This window comes from Nitratireductor thuwali, from assembly GCF_036621415.1.
GTDB classification, from domain to species: domain Bacteria; phylum Pseudomonadota; class Alphaproteobacteria; order Rhizobiales; family Rhizobiaceae; genus Chelativorans; species Chelativorans thuwali.
On sequence record NZ_CP030941.1, the window covers coordinates 2,556,422 to 2,573,091 of the forward strand.

Genomic DNA, 16,670 nt, shown 5'->3' on the forward strand with positions numbered 1-16,670 from the left:
GATGTACAACGCGAGCTACCACCGTGCCTCCTCCGTCGATGAGGCGGTCAAGCTTTTGTCCGATGCGGAGGATGGCAAATTCGTCGCCGGCGGCCAGACGCTCATCCCCACCATGAAGGCACGGCTGGCCGCGCCCACCGACCTTGTCGACCTGCGCCATATTCCCGACCTGATGGGGATCAGCGTCTCCGGCGACAGCGTGAAGATCGGCGCAGGCACGACCCATGCCGAGGTTGCGTCCAATGCTGCTCTCGCCAAGGCCTGCCCGGCATTGTGCCATATGGCCGGCCATATCGGCGATCCGCATGTCCGCCACATGGGCACGCTTGGCGGCTCCATAGCCAACAACGATCCCGCGGCGGATTACCCGGCCGCGCTTCTGGCGCTGTCGGCGACCATCCACACCAGCAAGCGCGAGATTCCGGCCGACGATTTCTTCACCGGCCTGTTTGAGACGGCGCTGGAGGAAGACGAGATCATCACCGCGGTTTCATTCGCTCTGCCGGAAAAGGCCGGCTATGCGAAATTTCCCAACCCCGCCTCCCGCTACGCGCTAACCGGCGTGTTTGTGGCAAAGCGTCCCGACGGCGTCCGTGTCGCCGTCACCGGAGCGGGCGAGGAAGGCGTGTTCCGCGCCGGCGAACTGGAAACCGCGCTCGCAGCGTCTTTCGATGCCGCCGCGCTGGACGGCGTGAAAGTTTCGGCCGACGGGCTGATGTCGGACATCCATGCCTCGGCCGAATATCGCGCCAACCTGGTGGTCGTCATGGCCAAAAGGGCGGTCCAGGCAGCGCTTGCGTAGCGGCGCTCAGACGTTCAGCGCTTCCACCAATCGTGCCGCGCCCTGGCGGAAGGGATCGACAGCGGGGAGTCTCATCCGCGCCTCGACCTCCCGCAGGCATTGCACCGCCTCGTCCTCGCCGAGCGCCGCCGTGTTGACGGAGATGCCGGTCACTTTGACATCCGGATTGACGATCCGCGCGGTGGCAAGCGTGAGCTCGCGCAATTCCTCAAGGCTGGGCAGGCCGTAGTGCGGCAGGCCGCGCATATGGGTGCGGGTCGGCTCGTGGCATAGAACCAGCGCGTCGGGCTGCCCGCCGTGGATAAGGGCCAGCGTGACGCCGGAGAAGGAGGGGTGGAACAGGCTGCCCTGGCCTTCGATCAGGTCCCAGTGGTCGGGCTCGTTTTCGGGCGACAGCCATTCGATGCTGCCCGCCATGAAGTCGGCCACCACCGCGTCGAGCGGCACGCCCGATCCGGTGATCAGGATGCCGGTCTGGCCGGTGGCGCGGAACGTGGCTTTCATGCCGGCCTCGCGCATCGCCTTCTCCATGGCAAGGGCGGTGTACATCTTGCCGACCGAGCAGTCGGTGCCGACGGCAAGGCAGCGTTTGCCGGCACGGCGTTTCCCGTCGCCGATCGGGTAGTCGTGCTGGGGAACGCGCACGTCGAAGAGCTCCGTGCCGCTGCGCTTTGCCGCCGCCACCAGATCGGGCAGGGAGGTGAGCCTGTTGTGGAGGCCGGAGGCGATGTCCATACCTGCCTCGGCCGCTTCGACCAGCGTCGCCAGCCACTTCTGTGAAATGACGCCGCCCCGGTTGGCGGCGCCCACCACCAATGTCTGCGCGCCCCTGGCGCGTGCCTCGGCCACGCTGAAATCGGGCAGGCCGAGGTCAGCCTTGCAGCCTTCAAGCCGGAGCTGGCCAAGGCAATGTTCGGGCCGCCAGTCCTTGATGCCCTGCGCAACCTTCGCCGCAAGCGGATCGGGGGCGTCGCCGAGGAACAGGAGGTAGGGCGTTTTCAGCATGATCAGGCTCCGTGGAATGAGGGTTTTATTGCTGCGGGCAGCACGCGCCGCTGTCAAGAAGGGGGCTATTGGTCCAGTCGATTGGCACGGCTTTTCATGCGGACTCATTCAGCGCGATTGATTGAGCGGGCGCATAGGGTTAACGATTGCAGCGGCAAACCGGGGGAATGCGCTTGGAAGCGGTCAGAACGGCAATCAGAAGAGCCTTTGAAAAGGGCGATCCGGGCGACCGCGCCTTCAGGGAGAAGGTGTACCGGCAGGTCTTCGCCGCTTTCGAGCGGTCGCTGGCCGCGCATCGCGACCTCTCCGCCGAGGAGATGCGGCTGCGCCGCGACCGGCTGAAATCCGTCATCACCGAGGTAGAGAGCGAATTCGTGCCGGCCCGGGAGCCGCAGGCGCCCGCCGCCGCCCCGCCATACGCTCCCGAAGCGGCCTTCCCGCCGCCCCAAGAGGCGCAGGACGCATTTCCGCGCGTCGAGCGCGATGACCGGTTCATGGAGGCCGGCGAAACCGAGCCGGAACCGGCCTATGACGAGCGCATCCCCATGGCTGGGCCCGTCCCGCGCCGCCGTTCCTTTGCCATGCTGTTTCTCATCTCGACGCTGGCCGCCGCCATCGGCATCGGCGCATGGTGGACCATCGACAGCGGCATCCTGATGACCGAGGCCGAACGGGACACTTCCGTCCCCAACCCGCCAGCCGGCACGGAGGAGGAATCCTTTGATCCCGAAGCCTCTGCGCCGGCACGGACGGCCGTTGGTCCCGCCGAACCCACCGGCGACTGGGTCACGGTCTTCACGCCGAGCGACCCTACCACGGCGGCGGCTGCCGCCGGCGCGCAGGCCGAAGTGGTGGAGGGCGATGAGCCGGCGCTGCGGGTGAGCTCGCCCGGAGCGGACACGGCCATCCAGTTCGACGTGGGCCAAGGCATTCTGGAACGCTTGGCCGGCCGCCGCGCCGTCTTCAGCCTGACTGCATCGGCGGAGGAAGGCGAGGAAACGCAGATCTCCATCTCCTGCAGTTTCGGCGATCTCGGCGATTGCGGCCGCATCCGCTACGTGGTCGGCGCGGCGCCCGGCGAGTATCTGTTCGAAACCCGCTTTCCCGATCGGTCGCCGGGCACCGGCGGAACCATCGCCGTGGTGCCGGACATCGACGGCCTCGGACGCCGCCTCTACATCCACTCGATCAGGGTTTCGCCGGCTGGCTGAGCCGCTTCTCGTCCAGCATGTCCTCCAGCGTTTCCAGCCGGTCGGCTTCATGGGAGGGCTTGTCCCAGCGCAGCCGGGAGATGCGGGGAAAGCGCATCGCGACACCGGATTTGTGCCTCGTCGAGCGGTTCAGCCCCTCGAAGGCCACTTCCAGGACCAGTCCGTGGTCGCGGTCGGCACGGACCGAGCGGACCGGCCCGAAGCGTTCGATCGTGTTGTCGCGCACATATTTGTCGATCTGCTTCAACTCCTCGTCCGTGAAGCCGAAATAGGCCTTGCCGACCGGCACCAGGGATGGGTCGTCGAGGGGCCCGGTCCAGACGCCGAACGTATAGTCGGAGTAGAAGCTGGAGCGCTTTCCGTGGCCGCGCTGCGCATACATCAGCACCGCATCGACGGTGAACGGGTCGCGTTTCCACTTGAACCAAGGACCCTTTGGCCGGCCCGGCAGATAGGCGCTGTCCTTCCGTTTCAGCATCACCCCCTCGATCACCGGATGAGGCGGATTGCGGCGCTTTTCGTCCAACTCGTCCCAACTATCGAATGGAACTTCCGGCGACAGGTCGAAACGGTCGGAGGGCAGGCTGGCGACGAGCGCGGCCAGAGCGGCCCGGCGTTCGGGATAGGGGAGACTGCGCAGGTTCCGCGTACCCAGTGCCAGGAGGTCGTAGCAGCGCAGGAAAACCGGATACTGCGACAGCATTCTGGCCGAGACGGTCTTGCGGTTGAGCCTCTGCTGCAGGTCGGAAAAAGTGCCAGTGCGCTCGCGCGGATCGCCCACCAGCAACTCGCCGTCGATGGCAGCATCGAACTCCATGGCATCGGCCAGATCGGGAAAGGCGGAGGAAACGTCGTCGCCTGTGCGGGAGTAGAGTTTTCGAACGCCTGCCTCCGCGCTTGCCTGTACGCGGATGCCATCCCACTTCCATTCGGCCGCGTAGTCGGCCGGATCCAGGGCCCGGTCGGCTTCTGTAAAGGCGTGCGCCAGCATGACCGGGCGAAACGGCGCCCTAGCTGCGCTCTCCGGCTTCGGCGCCCGCGCCTCCAGCCAGGCGAACAGTTCCTCGTAGGGCGGCTTCAGCCCGTGCCACAACTCCTCGATCTCGCCCACGTCGACGCCGCCGAACTGCGCCAGCGCCTGCTTGGCAAGCCGCGCCGATACGCCGATGCGCAATCCGCCGGTGGCCAGCTTGATCACCGCGAAACGGCCGGAGGGATCGAGCCGGTCGAGGAGATCGGCCATCAGCGTCGGCGCATCGGAGCGGCTGGCTGCCCTGAGCCGCTCCACGACCTCGCGCAGGGGCGGGGCAGCATTTCCGGAAGGTTCGGCGGGCCAGATCAGCGAGATCGTTTCGGCAAGGTCTCCGACATAATCGTAGGAATAGGCGAACAGGAGCTCGTCGACGCGCTCGCTCACGAGCCCGCGAAGCATGGCTGGCTTGACGGCAGGAAAGTCCAGCCCGCCGGTGATCCCCGCCAGCCCGTAGCCGCGATCGGGATCCGGCGTATCGGCAAAATAGTCAGTCAAAAGCTTCAGCTTTCCGTTGCGCGATGGCGTGAGCACCAGGCGGTCCAGCAATTCCGCGAATGCCTGCATCACTCCGCCTCGTCTTCGTAGCCGGTCAGGTGCAGCGGCCGGGCGACGATGCCGTTGAGCTCGCACCAGCGCACCAGCGCCTCTTCCCGGCCGTGCGTCACCCAGACTTCCTCCGCGCCGGTGTCGATGATGGTGCGCGTCAGTTCGGTCCAGTCGGCATGGTCGGAAATGATCAGCGGCAGTTCCACGCCTCGTTGCCTGGCGCGCTGGCGAATGCGCATCCAACCCGAGGCGAACGCGGCCACCGGGTCGGCGAAGCGGCGCGACCAGCGGTCGGAAATCGCCGAAGGCGGGGCGATCACGATGGCGCCCGCCCGTGGCGCGGCAGCGGTATCGTCGGTGGTTGCCGGCTCGAGAGGTCCGAGGTCGAGCCCACGCGCTTGATAATACTCGCAAAGCCTCTGCACGGCCCCGTGGATCGGGATGGGAGCGGAATAGCCGCTCTCCCGAAGATGCGCGATCACCCGCTGCGCCTTGCCCAGCCCGTAAGCGCCGACGATGTGCGTGCGCTCGGGAAACTGGTCGCGCGATTTCAGAAGCCGCCCGATCTCGTCTGCCGCCGGCGGGTGGACGAAAACCGGCAGGGCGAAGGTTGCCTCCGTGACGAAGACATCGCACCGGATCGGCTCGAAGGGCAGGCACGTGGGATCTCGGCTGCGTTTGTAGTCGCCGGAAGCCACGATCCTCAGGCCGCCGTGCTCCACGCATATCTGGGCTGAGCCCAGCACATGGCCCGCCGGATGGAAGGTCACCTCGACTCCGTCGAGCCTGACGGTCTGGCCAAGCTGAGCTTCCTGCCGGCTGCCTGCAAATTCCGCGCCGTAGCGGATCTCCATGATGTCGAGCGTCTCGCGCGTCGCCATCACCGCACTATGGCCGGCGCGGGCGTGATCGGCATGGCCGTGGGTGATGAGAGCACGCGCCACGGGCCGCACCGGATCGATGAAGAAATCGCCCTTGGGGCAATAAAGGCCCTCTGGCCGGGAATGGAGCAGGTCGCGCGGGTTCATGCAGGGCAAAGATAGGCATTTTGCCGGGCGAAGAAAGCAGCTTGCCTAAATGTCCCTTTCCGCGCATAAGCCGCCGTCCTTCAACATTTGCCGCCACGCCTCCATGAACCCGCTCCGATTTTCGTCCGGCAGCCTGATTGCCGACCGCCGCGCCGACTATGCCGAAATGCTCCTGGCTGCGGGCGACATCCGGGCCGCCGCCGATCTGATGGCCGATGCGGTCGCGCTCGTGCCGGATTGGGTCGGAGGGCACTACCGGCTGGGCGAGATGCGCGCGGAGGCTGGCGACGTGGCCGGCGCCCACGATGCCTGGCGCGAATGTCTGCGGCTGGACGCTGCAGACCGGCTGGGCGCAAGCCTCAAGCTGGAGCTTCATGGAGCCGTCAGCGGACTGGACACCGCTCCGAGCGCTTTCGTGGAAACCTTGTTCGACCAGTACGCCGAGACCTTCGATGAGGCACTGGTGGAGAAGCTTGAATACCGCGTGCCCGAACTTCTGGAAAAGGCCGTGCAGGCAGCGGCCGCAGGACGGACCGGGTTTGCCCACGTCGTCGATCTTGGCTGCGGCACGGGGCTCATGGGCGAGCGCCTGCGGCGCATGGCAAGCTTCATCGAAGGCTTCGACCTGTCGGCTGAGATGCTCAGAAAGGCCGAGGGCAAGGGCCTCTACGACCGGCTCCGGCAGGCGGATCTGCAGACCCTGCAGTCGCTTCCGCGCCAAGCCGATCTGGTGACGGCAGCCGACGTCTTCATGTATCTGGGCGCTCTCGACCGCATATTCGCGATGGTCGCCGCGCATCTTTCCCCAGGGGCGTTGTTTGCCTTTTCGGTTGAAAAGCACGATGGTCCCGGCGATCTGCAGCTCCGCCCGTCCCGCCGCTATGCGCACGCACCGGCTTACATCGCCCGCGTAGCCGCGGCTGCGGGCTTCGATCTCGTGTCGCAGGAAGACGCCGTTATCCGGATGGATCGTGGGGAGCCCGTCGTGGGGCTGATTGTCGTTGCGCGCAAAGGTGTGGCGACGGACGGCGTGGCCGAAAGGGCACCCGGAACGGCGGCGGATCAAAGGCCGCCCGCGCACTGATCTGAGCCCGCCTATCTTTCGCGCACCGGGCAGAAATCGCCTTGGCGCGGAGCCTGTTCTGCTTTAGTTCTATCTTACCTTGACCCGCCAGTCTTCGATTTCGAGCGGCACTGCCGCGCCATTACTGCCAGCACCGTTCGGCGAATGGTTCGCTACGCGCGGCTGGACGCCGCGCGCGCACCAGATCGAGCTGCTCGCCAAAACCCAAGCGGGGAACTCGGCGCTCCTGATCGCGCCTACGGGAGCGGGAAAGACGCTGGCCGGATTCCTGCCGGCGCTGACGGATTTGGCTGCGCGACCAAGGCAAAAGCCGGGCATGGCGCGGCGCGGCGTCCACACGCTCTACATCTCGCCGCTCAAGGCGCTTGCCGTCGACATTGAGCGCAACCTGGCGAAGCCTGTCGGCGAGATGGCGCTTGATATAACCATGGAAACCCGCACCGGAGACACGCCCGCGCATAAGCGGCAGCGGCAAAAGCTCGCCCCACCCGACATTCTGCTGACCACGCCCGAGCAGCTTGCGCTTCTGATCGCCTCGCCGGATGCCGAACGCTTCTTTGCCGATCTCCGCTTCGTCGTGCTCGACGAGCTGCACTCGCTCGTGACCTCCAAGCGCGGCCATCTGCTGGCGCTGGGCCTGGCGCGGTTGCGGGCGTTCCGGCCCGGCCTGATCAATATCGGTCTGTCGGCCACGGTCGCCGAACCGGAGGCGCTCAGGCGCTGGCTTGTCGACCAGAAGACAGCCGGCGCCATGGCCGAAATCGTCAGCGTGACCGGCGGCGCCAAGCCGCAGATCACCATTCTTGAGACCGAAGAGCGGGTGCCGTGGGCGGGCCACTCCGCACGCTATGCAATTCCCGCCATCTATGACGCGATAAGGCGGCACCGTACGACGCTGCTCTTCGTCAATACCCGCAGCCAGGCCGAGCTTTTGTTCCGCGAGCTCTGGCATATCAACGAGGACAATCTGCCCATCGCGCTTCACCACGGTTCGCTCGATGTCGGGCAGCGGCGCAAGGTGGAAAAGGCGATGGAGACAAACAGCCTGCGCGCCATCGTCGCCACGTCGACGCTGGATCTGGGCATTGACTGGGGCGATGTCGACCTCGTCGTGCATGTCGGCGCGCCCAAGGGTGCGAGCCGGCTTGCGCAGCGCATCGGCCGCTCCAACCACCGCATGGACGAGCCGAGCCGGGCGATCCTGGTGCCGGCCAACCGCTTTGAGGTGATGGAGTGCCGGGTCGCGCTTGAGGCGAACTATCTCGGCGCGCAAGACACGCCCCCGCTGGCCGAAGGCGCGCTCGACGTCTTGTCCCAGCACGTGTGGGGCAGGGCGGCCGCCGGGCCCTTTGACGAGGACGAGTTCTTCGAGGAGGTGCGGAGCGCCGCGCCCTATGCCGGGCTCGACCGGCAGACATTCGCGCGCGTCGTCGAATTCGTGGCGACGGGCGGCTATGCGCTGAAGACCTATGAGCGCTATGCCCGCATCCGCAGGATGAAGGACGGGCGCTGGCGCATCTCCCACCCCCGCTTCGCTCAGCAATACCGGCTCAATGTGGGCACCATCGTGGAATCCCCGATGCTCAACGTGCGACTCACCCGGCTGCGCGGCAAGGGCGGCGGTGCGCGGGGCGGAATGGTGCTTGGCAAGGTGGAGGAGTATTTCCTCGAAACGCTGAGCCCCGGCGACACCTTCATGTTCTCGGGCCGCGTGCTGCGTTTCGAAGGCATCCGCGAAAACGAGTGCTATGTCACGACGGCAGCCGGACAGGACGCCATGGTGCCGTCCTATGCGGGCGGCAAATTCCCCCTGTCCACCTATCTGGCGCAGGAGGTGCGCGCCATGCTGGCCGATCCCGACCGCTGGCGCGCATTGCCCGAACAGGTGGCCGACTGGCTGCGCATCCAGGAGGAGAAGTCAGTCCTGCCGATGAAGGGCGATCTCTTGATCGAGACCTTCCCCCGCGCCAGCCGCTTCTACCTGGTCGCCTATCCTTTCGAGGGCAGGCTGGCGCACCAGACGCTGGGCATGTTGCTGACCCGCCGGCTGGAGCGGGCCGGCGCCCGCCCGCTCGGCTTCGTCGCCACCGACTACGCACTGGCCGTATGGAGCCTCAACGATATGGGTCACATGATCCGGACCGGCAGGCTGAGCCTTGATGCGCTCTTGGACGAGGACATGCTGGGGGACGACCTGGAAGCATGGCTGGCCGACAGCTGGCTCCTGAAGCGCACTTTCCGCAGTTGCGCACTGATCTCCGGCCTTGTGGAAAAACGCCATCCCGGCAAGGAAAAGAACGGGAGGCAGGTGACCGTCTCGGCCGACCTTATTTATGACGTCTTGCGCAGTCATGAGCCGGACCACATCCTGCTTCAGGCAACATGGCGGGATGCGGCCACGGGACTGCTCGACATAGCGCGCCTCGGCGAGATGCTGTCGCGCACCCGTGGCCGACTGGTACATAAGGACCTTGAGCGAATCTCCCCCTTGGCCGTGCCCGTGATGCTGGAGATCGGCAAGGAGCCGACGCCGGGCGACGCCAATGAGGCACTTCTGAGCGAGGCGGCGGGCAGCCTGACCGGAGACGATCTTATCGAGGAGGCGATGGGCCGCCGATGAATGCACCGGAGGTGACGGCACGTGACATGCTGGCGGTGGAGACTGTCCTGGCCGGCGAGAGGATCGTCTGCGATGCCTCGGGCGCATTGTATCTGCCGGCCGACCGCATGCTGATCGTCTCCGACCTCCACCTGGAGAAAGGATCTTCCTACGCGCGCCGCGGCAGTTTCCTCCCGCCCTACGATACCGTGGCCACGCTTGCCGCCCTCGACATCGTCATCCGCCGCTACGAGCCGGCCATCGTCGTCAGCCTGGGCGACAGTTTCCACGACAGTGGCGGCTCGGCGCGGATGCCGGAAGCGTTTCGCGCGGTGCTGGTGAAAATGATGAGTGGACGTCAGTGGTACTGGGTGTCCGGCAATCACGACCCCGAAAAGCCGGAAAACCTGCCCGGCGACTGCGTCGACGAGATGGCTTTCGGCCCGCTGACCCTGCGCCATGAGCCCCAAAGGGACGCGTTCTTGGGAGAGATCGCCGGCCACCTGCATCCGGGCGCCCGCATCGTGCGCCGCGGCCGTTCGGTGCGTCGCGCCTGCTTCGCCAGCGACGGCAGCCGGCTCGTGATGCCCGCTTTCGGCAGCCTGACGGGCACGCTGAACGTGCTCGACCGCGCCTTCGCCGGCCTGTTCCAGGCCGAAAGGCTGACCGCCTATATGCTCGGCAAGAACCGGGTCTATCCCATCGGTCGGCCGATGCTGCGGGCCTAGATCATTCCAAAACAGTGGGGACGGCTTCAGACCAGTGCTAATCCCGTCTGAAGATCAGGCGCCCCAGCCAGCCCGTCAGGATGGCGATCAGCACCGCGAAGATGCCATAGAGCAGGCTTTGCTGATGCGCGAAGTCGTAGATGCGCTGTTCCAGGCCGGCCTTGCGGATGGTCAGCGCCGCAGAGGTTTCCTGGACGAACATGCCATTGCGGAACAGGAAGGCGCGCGCCTTATGGGTGCCGACGGACACATTGGGCGCGAGCTTCAGGGTCGCGCGGAAAAGGTTCTGCGAAAGGAACTGCACGCCGCCTACCAGTTCCACATAAAGGCCCGCAGCTTCCTTGCGCTGGCGCAGCGCGGCGGTGAATTCCTGGATCGTACTTGGATCGCCCTCGGCGTTCAGCGGCTGCAGGTTGAGGTTCCTCGGTCTGAGCGCAAGGCGTCTGTAGTTTTCCATATCCGTTATGTCCTGCGGCGCCCGCGTCATGGCCACGGAATAGGAAGCCGGCACATCGGTGAAGACCACGGACTGGGTGTTGATCCACATGCCCAGCACACGTGTTTTCTTGCGCACCACGATCGGTTGCGGCGGGCCTTCCAGCACGACGACGATGTCATAGCGGCCCTGGCGGCTGATCAGCGGGTCGGTGTTGTCGAGCGCGCCGAAGATCGTCAGGTTCGCGCCGGCGAAATCGGAGGTTATCGAAACGCGGTCGGTCGAAAGGCCGATCTCGATGCTCTCGCCCTGCCCGGTCTGGGCAAGCGACGGGGACGATGCCAACAGCATGACGATGAAGACGGCCGCCGCGCGCTGCACCCTCATGTGTGCATGCCCCCAAGGGAATAGAGGCTCGCCGGCTCCACGAAGAGGTCGAAGGCCAGACGCAGCGCGACCGCCAGGACGAGAGCGGCCAAAAGCGCCCGCAACTGCTCGCCGCGCAATTTCTGGCCGACCCTGGCCCCATACTGCGCGCCGGCGACCCCGCCCACCATCAGCAGGAACGCCAGCACCACGTCCACGGTCTGGTTCGCGGTCGAATGCACGATTGTGGTGAAGGCGGCGACGAAGATGATCTGGAACAACGAAGTGCCGATGACGATATTGGTCGGCACCTTGAGCAGGTAGATGAGCGCCGGCACCATGATGAAGCCGCCGCCCACGCCCATGATGGACGCCAGGAAGCCGATGATCGCGCCCAGCGCCAGCACCGGGATCACGCTGACGAACAGCTTCGAAGTGCGGAACCGCATTTTCAGCGGCAGGCGGTGAATCCAGTTGTGTTGCCCCGGCTTCCTGAGCGAGGCCCTTTTCCCGCCGCGCGCGCGGCGGATGGCGCGTAGGCTTTCCACCATCATCAGCCCGCCCACCGAACCCAGGAAAGCCACGTAGAGCAGCGAGACGATGAGGTCGAGCTGACCGAGGCTGCGCAGATAGGCGAAGACGGTGACGCCGACGGAGGAACCGACGATGCCGCCGGCAAGCAGCACGAATCCGAGCTTCACATCCAGTGTGCCGCGCTTGAAGTGGACCAGCGCTCCCGAGAAGGATGAGGCGATCACCTGGTTCGCGCCGGTGGCCACCGCAATGGCCGGCGGAATATTGTAGAATATGAGCAGGGGTGTGATGAGAAAGCCGCCGCCGACGCCGAACATGCCCGACAAGAAACCGACCGCACCTCCCATGGCGAGAAGAATCACCATGTTGACGGACATTTCCGCGATCGGGAGATAGATGCCCACCCGCGACACCTGAGAATAGCTGCGAACCGAGCACGCAACACGACGTGCCGCATGCAGATTAGAATTTCATCGTTCTTGCGCCCTCAATGTGGCGAAGTCAAACCGCGCCGGGCGGAAAACTTTGAAATGTCGCGGAAAAACGCCACTTCGCCCGCGACCTGACGGCCCGTGATGCTACTGAACCGCCTCGTTGCTCTTGAGCAACGCGCGTACCAGGGGATCGTTGATCTCGCCGGTTTCCTCCAGCCCGTTGGCCTTCTGGAATGCCCGGATCGCGGTGCGCGTCTTGGCGCCCATCACCCCGTCCGGCGGGCCGGCGTCAAAGCCGAGCTTGCCGAGGATGAGCTGGATGTTGGTGACCGCCTTCTTCATGTCTACGCTGGAGGTGGTTTCGGTTCCCGTCCGCCATTCATCGCGCACGTCCACCGTGTTGGCCTCCGGATCAACCTCCTTGACCTTCCACAGCGTGGCCTTGCCTTGCGCCTTGGCCAGATCGGCGGGGGCCATGGACTTGGCGAGCTCGTCGCGCTTGGAGGCAGCATCCGCGTCGCCGGACCTGGCGGCAATGTCAAACCACTTATAGGCTTCGGTCAGGTCGCGCTGCATGCCGACGCCCTTGGCGGCGAGGATGCCGAGATTGTACTGGCTGTCGGCAACGCCGTGTTCGGCAGCTTCGATGAACCAGCGGGCGGCCGATTCGTTGTCCGGCGTTCCATCGGCGCCCATCGCGTAGAGAACGCCCAGATTGTGCATGGCGCTTGCGTTGCCCTGCTGCGCGGCGAGCTGGTACCACATTTTCGCCTTCTCGATGTCGCGCTCGACGCCCGCGCCTTTCTCGTGGATATTCCCGATCCGATATTGCGCGGGTGCCAGTCCCAGCTCTGCCGCCATTGTGTACCATTCCGCCGCCTTTGCGAGGTCGACATCGACGCCATTGCCCTCGCTGTAGCGGTTCGCGATCTCGAAGAGCGCTTCCGCGTCGCCCTGAGATGCCGCCTCGCGCAGCGGCAACGGTCCGATGCCGGCAGGAATGTCGGCCAGGTTCATAAAGTCCTCTTCGATTTCGGGTGCGGCTTCGGCCGCCTCGATTTCAGCTTCGATTTCAGGCCGTCCCACGGTTTCGGCCGGCATGGGAGCTGCCGGCTCCGGCTCGACGCTCGCCGTGTTCGAAACGGGGGCGGCGGACTCCCGCGCGCCGTCCTCGGCAAGCTCTTCCGCCGACTGCTCTACGAGGCGGACATTCTCCGCCTGCCGTTCCGGCGGCTGCACCGCGGCAGGAGCCGGCTCGCCGGCCGCATGGTCGAGGGGCGCTTGGGCCTGCGCAAGCAAGTCAGGCCCGTCGTCGGAAAGCAGTGTGCGTCCGGCATAAAGACCGCCCGCGATCACCGCCGCAGCGCCGAGCGTTAGCAGGAGCTGCTTCTTGCGCCGCCCAAGTATCCGACCGATTCCTAAGGGTCCCGATTTGCCGCTTCCATCGGAGCGGCGGTGCTTGTGTATCTCCGTTTCCGCGGCGGCTGCCTGCGCAGCACGCCGGGCCGCGGCGATAAAGTCTGCTTTGGCCGTGTCGGCCGAAGCTGTTTCCCTGGTGCCCTTTTCCTCGCGTACGCGGCGCATGATGGCGTTCAGGTCTGGCGCGCCCGATCCGGGCTCCAAGGGCTCGTTCACCCGGACCGGATCGACATCCCGCTCGATTTCAGCTTCGCCGGCGTCGCCTGCAAGCACCGGCTCGGTGCGGTCGTCCTCTTCCGTTGGGCGTGCCCGTCTGGCCGTTAGTGCGCGGGTCAACCCTCCTAGCATGGACCGCTTGGGCTCGACGATCTCGTCGGCCGGCCGATCCTCGCCCCGCAATGCGGCTTCAGCCGCCGCCGCGGCCGCTTGGGCGGGCGTGCGCCGTACTTCCGGACCTCGGGCAAGTTCCGGCTCGTCGGCCCCGAACCCCGGCGCAGGCGAAATGGAAGGGGGATCGCCCACGGTGATCTTGCCGATCGGACCGGTTCGAGCGGGTTCGCCCGGCACGCCGGCGCTTTCGATCGAGCCAAGCCGGTTAACGATTTTGAGGAGCGTGTCGTGGATCGCCTCGAACGTCTTGGCGTGGCGCTCCTCCGACCTGCGAGCCAGAGCTTCGAGTTCCTTGAGGTCTTCCCGCAGATGGCCGTCGGTGGCGGCGCCGGGATCAAGCCGGTCGATGGCCTCCCGCGCTGCTTCGCGCGCGGCCTCCAGGATGGCCGAATGATTGTCCGCAATGGCTTGCTCGATCGAGGCAAGGCGAGGCCCGATATCCTCCACTTCCGGCAACTCGGCGCCAGGCCGGGCCAGATGCGCCGAGAGTGCGGCGACCTGCATTTCGAGATTGCGGATGATTTCAGGATCGATGCCGGAGTCACGCGTGGCGCTGTCGTTCAGCCGGTTGGAAATCTCTTCGAGTCGCGATTCCAGCGCCTGTATCGCCGCGTTCCCGGTATCGTTTCGAGAACCGTTCTCCAGCCTTGCCGCAAGCTCGGAAAACCGGGATTCGATCATGTTCATCACGCCGGTTTCGCCGTCGGCGTCAGCCCGCTGGTCGAGCCGGGCCGCAAGATCCTCCAGCCGGCGTTCCAGATCGCTGAACAGGTTTTGACCATGCTGTATGGCATTTTCCTGCCGGCGTTCGATCATTTCCGAAAGGCTGGCGAACCTGTCTTCCAGTCCGCGGAAGAGCAGCTCGGTGTCGGGCTGCTGCGGTGTCGCGTCAAGGCGTTCGGCGATGTGCGCTATGTGCTTGGCGAGCCGGGCCACCGTCTGCTCGGGAACGTCGATGCGGCTCGCGACCTGGTCGACGCGCTCGGAAAGGGTGTTGAGCCGCTCAACCACCTGGTGGTCGCTGCGGTCGCTTGTCAATTCGTCGAGCTGGCTCGCCAGCGACCCGATGCGCGCCTCGATGCGCTCCAACGCCAGAGTGTCGACCTGCCGGTCCTGCGCGGCGGCGGAGGATGCGCTTATCGCGCGTGAAATTTCGTCCAGCCGTTCCTCGACCATCGCGTATAGATCAGACTGGCCGTGTTGGGGCTGCCGGGCGAACTGCTCCAGCGAAGCGGCCAGTCCGCGCACGCGCTCTTCGAGGGAACGCAGGGACAGGGATTCGGGTAGTCCGTTGACGGCCCGACTGATTTCTTCGAGCCGTTCGCCCAGCGCATCGATAGCTGGGTCGGGCTGATGCTGCAGCCCGGTGGCGATACGATCCTCAAAGGCGTCCCAGCGCCGGTCGAGTGACTTCACGCTCTCCTCGCGTGCCAACGAGGCAATGGCCGCCTTCACCTGTTCGAATTCAAGGCGCAGCAGCTTAGTGCCCTTGTCGTCGCTACGCTCGGCCAGGAGCGCGATGCTTCGCGAAAGGCGCTCCAGTTCGGCATTCAGCTCGGCGTCGACCGGCGATGCTGCCGTAGAGGCGGCCACATGCGCAAGCTCGCGGCGTAATTCGTCCAGCTGCCGGCGCACGCCCGTGTCCATCGTGCTTCGCATGTCCTCGCGCAGCGCCTTCAGCTCCGCCGCGATGTCTTCTATGGACGAGAACTGATCTTCCTGCCGGCGTGCGTTCTCCAGTTCACGGGTGAGGTGCTCAAGCGAGGCGCGGTCGCGGCCGTAGGCGGTCGCACGAGGTCGGCCAGCCGGGCCTGCCTGTTCCGGCATGTGCGCCGGTCGCTCCGGAAAGCGACCACCGCCGGACGGTAACCGCTCGGATTCGAGCGAGCGGCCCAGACGCGTTTCCAGATGGTCGAGCGTGCGGTTGATCTCTTCCAGCGAATTGCCCGGCCTGCGCTGGCGTCCCGCGTTGATGCTGTCCAGATATGACCGCTTGCCGTTCATAAAACGCCCGCCTCTCCGCAGCAGGCCAGCCTGCCGCATTTGGAACATCATGCGCGGGGATGCGGGTTCGCGTCTGCCCATTCAGGCTGGTTGCGAGGTCCACGTGGAATATCCCCTCGAACGAAACCTCACGACTGGTGCGAAGCAAACCACACGCGACGTCTCTGGAGCCGAACATTCCCCAAACGTGGTAAACATCTGGTTAACCATTGTTACTTTTGTCTCTCAAACGTGACCCGTCGCCCACAGGCTTCGAGCGCAGGCGCCTTGCAATTGACTCAGATGACGCACATATGGCCGCCCACGGCTCGGCGGTTTGACCCCGACCGTACCCTACCAGTCACAGCGATCTCGTTCGGCTCTCCTGGAGCACGCTCTGGCATAACCCCACAAAGGCTGAACGCCCGCCAGGGAAGGCAGTTATGGCATCTACTTTTGCATGGGCCGCAAACGCAGCGGCCGCGAAGCATATTTCCGATGAAGAATCCTATTATCGTATTGGCGAATTGGCTCGCGAGTTCGACGTCACCCTGCGCGCACTGCGCTTTTATGAGGACAAGGGCCTGATCCGGCCCAAGCGGCGCGGCACGACGCGGCTTTACTCCAGCAACGACAGGGCGCGATTGAGCCTCATCCTGCTGGGGCGCAAGATCGGCTTCCCCCTTAGCGACGTGAAACACATTCTGGACCTTTACGACCCGCGCGGCTCCAACGTTCATCAGCTCAAGACGGTGCTCGACAAGTCCGAAAGGCAGATGAAGCAGCTTGAACAGCAGTATTTCGCGATCGAGGAGGCGGTAAGCGAGTTGAGTGGGTTGATCCGGGATATCCAGAACCGGCTGGCACATCTCCAGGTCAACGACAACGACCACTCTACCGAGTACACGGGCGCCAACTAGGCAATACGACGGCATTCGCTGGCATTGGGGCGTCTCGTTTCACGGCGAGGCGCCCTTTTTTCGTCAGAAAAGTACGGCCGCGCGGTAAGAATGACGTTTACGCAAACGTCAAAGTTTGTTATCTGCGATCCAACATCCTCCGGCGGGATTCC

12 protein-coding genes are annotated in these 16,670 nt (G+C 65.2%); 6 read left to right on the plus strand and 6 right to left on the minus strand.

Annotation, left to right across the window (positions count from 1 at the left end; translation table 11 throughout):
- Position 1 precedes the first annotated feature (1 nt).
- A complete protein-coding gene (locus NTH_RS12455) occupies positions 2–802 on the plus strand; it encodes an FAD binding domain-containing protein (RefSeq protein WP_338530311.1) in 801 nt (266 codons plus the stop codon).
- Positions 803–808: 6 nt separating this feature from the next.
- On the opposite strand, the gene dgcN is transcribed toward NTH_RS12455, so the two are convergent.
- The gene (dgcN, locus tag NTH_RS12460) at positions 809–1,807 is read right to left on the minus strand and encodes an N-acetyltransferase DgcN (protein WP_338530312.1); all 999 of its coding nucleotides are present in this window, start codon (positions 1,805–1,807) and stop codon (positions 809–811) included.
- Between the two features lie 173 nt (positions 1,808–1,980).
- On the opposite strand from dgcN, the gene NTH_RS12465 reads away from it, so the two are divergent.
- On the plus strand, positions 1,981–3,018 hold the full coding sequence (locus NTH_RS12465; protein ID WP_338530313.1) for a hypothetical protein: 1,038 nt from the start codon (positions 1,981–1,983) through the stop codon (positions 3,016–3,018).
- Here the strand turns inward: NTH_RS12465 and NTH_RS12470 are convergent.
- Entirely contained in the window at positions 2,996–4,615 is a 1,620-nt protein-coding gene (locus NTH_RS12470; protein ID WP_338530314.1) for a cisplatin damage response ATP-dependent DNA ligase, read from the minus strand. The two genes, NTH_RS12465 and NTH_RS12470, sit on opposite strands and share 23 nt — an antisense overlap.
- Entirely contained in the window at positions 4,615–5,625 is a 1,011-nt protein-coding gene (locus tag NTH_RS12475) for a ligase-associated DNA damage response exonuclease (protein WP_338530315.1), read from the minus strand. Before NTH_RS12475 ends, NTH_RS12470 begins: the two co-directional genes overlap by 1 nt.
- Before the next feature lie 49 nt (positions 5,626–5,674).
- Here NTH_RS12475 and NTH_RS12480 point away from each other — a divergent pair, with 49 nt between their 5' ends.
- The 3 genes from NTH_RS12480 to pdeM all read left to right on the plus strand — a co-directional run bounded on the left by NTH_RS12480 (position 5,675) and on the right by pdeM (position 10,036).
- Positions 5,675–6,709, plus strand: a complete 1,035-nt coding sequence (locus NTH_RS12480) for a methyltransferase domain-containing protein (RefSeq protein WP_338530316.1) — start codon at positions 5,675–5,677, stop codon at positions 6,707–6,709.
- Positions 6,710–6,788: 79 nt separating this feature from the next.
- Positions 6,789–9,329, plus strand: a complete 2,541-nt coding sequence (locus NTH_RS12485) for a ligase-associated DNA damage response DEXH box helicase (RefSeq protein ID WP_338530317.1) — start codon at positions 6,789–6,791, stop codon at positions 9,327–9,329.
- Positions 9,326–10,036 carry a ligase-associated DNA damage response endonuclease PdeM gene (pdeM, locus tag NTH_RS12490; RefSeq protein ID WP_422392392.1) on the plus strand — a complete coding sequence of 237 codons (711 nt, stop codon included), beginning with the start codon at positions 9,326–9,328 and terminating at the stop codon, positions 10,034–10,036. The genes NTH_RS12485 and pdeM overlap by 4 nt, the downstream gene beginning before the upstream one ends.
- Positions 10,037–10,073: 37 nt before the next feature.
- Here pdeM and NTH_RS12495 read toward each other — a convergent pair whose 3' ends face one another.
- The 3 genes from NTH_RS12495 to NTH_RS12505 form a co-directional block, all read right to left on the minus strand.
- The gene (locus NTH_RS12495; protein ID WP_338530318.1) at positions 10,074–10,859 is read right to left on the minus strand and encodes a TIGR02186 family protein; all 786 of its coding nucleotides are present in this window, start codon (positions 10,857–10,859) and stop codon (positions 10,074–10,076) included.
- Entirely contained in the window at positions 10,856–11,776 is a 921-nt protein-coding gene (locus NTH_RS12500) for a sulfite exporter TauE/SafE family protein (protein ID WP_338530319.1), read from the minus strand. Before NTH_RS12500 ends, NTH_RS12495 begins: the two co-directional genes overlap by 4 nt.
- A gap of 174 nt (positions 11,777–11,950) precedes the next feature.
- A complete protein-coding gene (locus tag NTH_RS12505; RefSeq protein WP_338530320.1) occupies positions 11,951–15,619 on the minus strand; it encodes a peptidoglycan-binding protein in 3,669 nt (1,222 codons plus the stop codon).
- Positions 15,620–16,041: 422 nt separating this feature from the next.
- On the opposite strand from NTH_RS12505, the gene NTH_RS12510 reads away from it, so the two are divergent.
- Positions 16,042–16,518: a MerR family transcriptional regulator gene (locus NTH_RS12510; RefSeq protein WP_338530321.1), complete on the plus strand. Its 477-nt coding sequence runs from the start codon at positions 16,042–16,044 to the stop codon at positions 16,516–16,518.
- The last annotated feature ends 152 nt before the right edge of the window (positions 16,519–16,670 follow it).

Coding starts and splice junctions, on each gene's coding strand:
- NTH_RS12455 (WP_338530311.1), top strand. CDS start 2: ATGTACAACGCGAGCTACCACCGTGCCTCCTCCGTCGATGAGGCGGTC.
- NTH_RS12495 (WP_338530318.1), bottom strand. CDS start 10,859: ATGAGGGTGCAGCGCGCGGCGGCCGTCTTCATCGTCATGCTGTTGGCA.
- NTH_RS12510 (WP_338530321.1), top strand. CDS start 16,042: ATGGCATCTACTTTTGCATGGGCCGCAAACGCAGCGGCCGCGAAGCAT.
- NTH_RS12480 (WP_338530316.1), top strand. CDS start 5,675: ATGTCCCTTTCCGCGCATAAGCCGCCGTCCTTCAACATTTGCCGCCAC.
- NTH_RS12475 (WP_338530315.1), bottom strand. CDS start 5,625: ATGAACCCGCGCGACCTGCTCCATTCCCGGCCAGAGGGCCTTTATTGC.
- NTH_RS12470 (WP_338530314.1), bottom strand. CDS start 4,615: ATGCAGGCATTCGCGGAATTGCTGGACCGCCTGGTGCTCACGCCATCG.
- NTH_RS12505 (WP_338530320.1), bottom strand. CDS start 15,619: ATGAACGGCAAGCGGTCATATCTGGACAGCATCAACGCGGGACGCCAG.
- pdeM (WP_422392392.1), top strand. CDS start 9,326: ATGAATGCACCGGAGGTGACGGCACGTGACATGCTGGCGGTGGAGACT.
- dgcN (WP_338530312.1), bottom strand. CDS start 1,807: ATGCTGAAAACGCCCTACCTCCTGTTCCTCGGCGACGCCCCCGATCCG.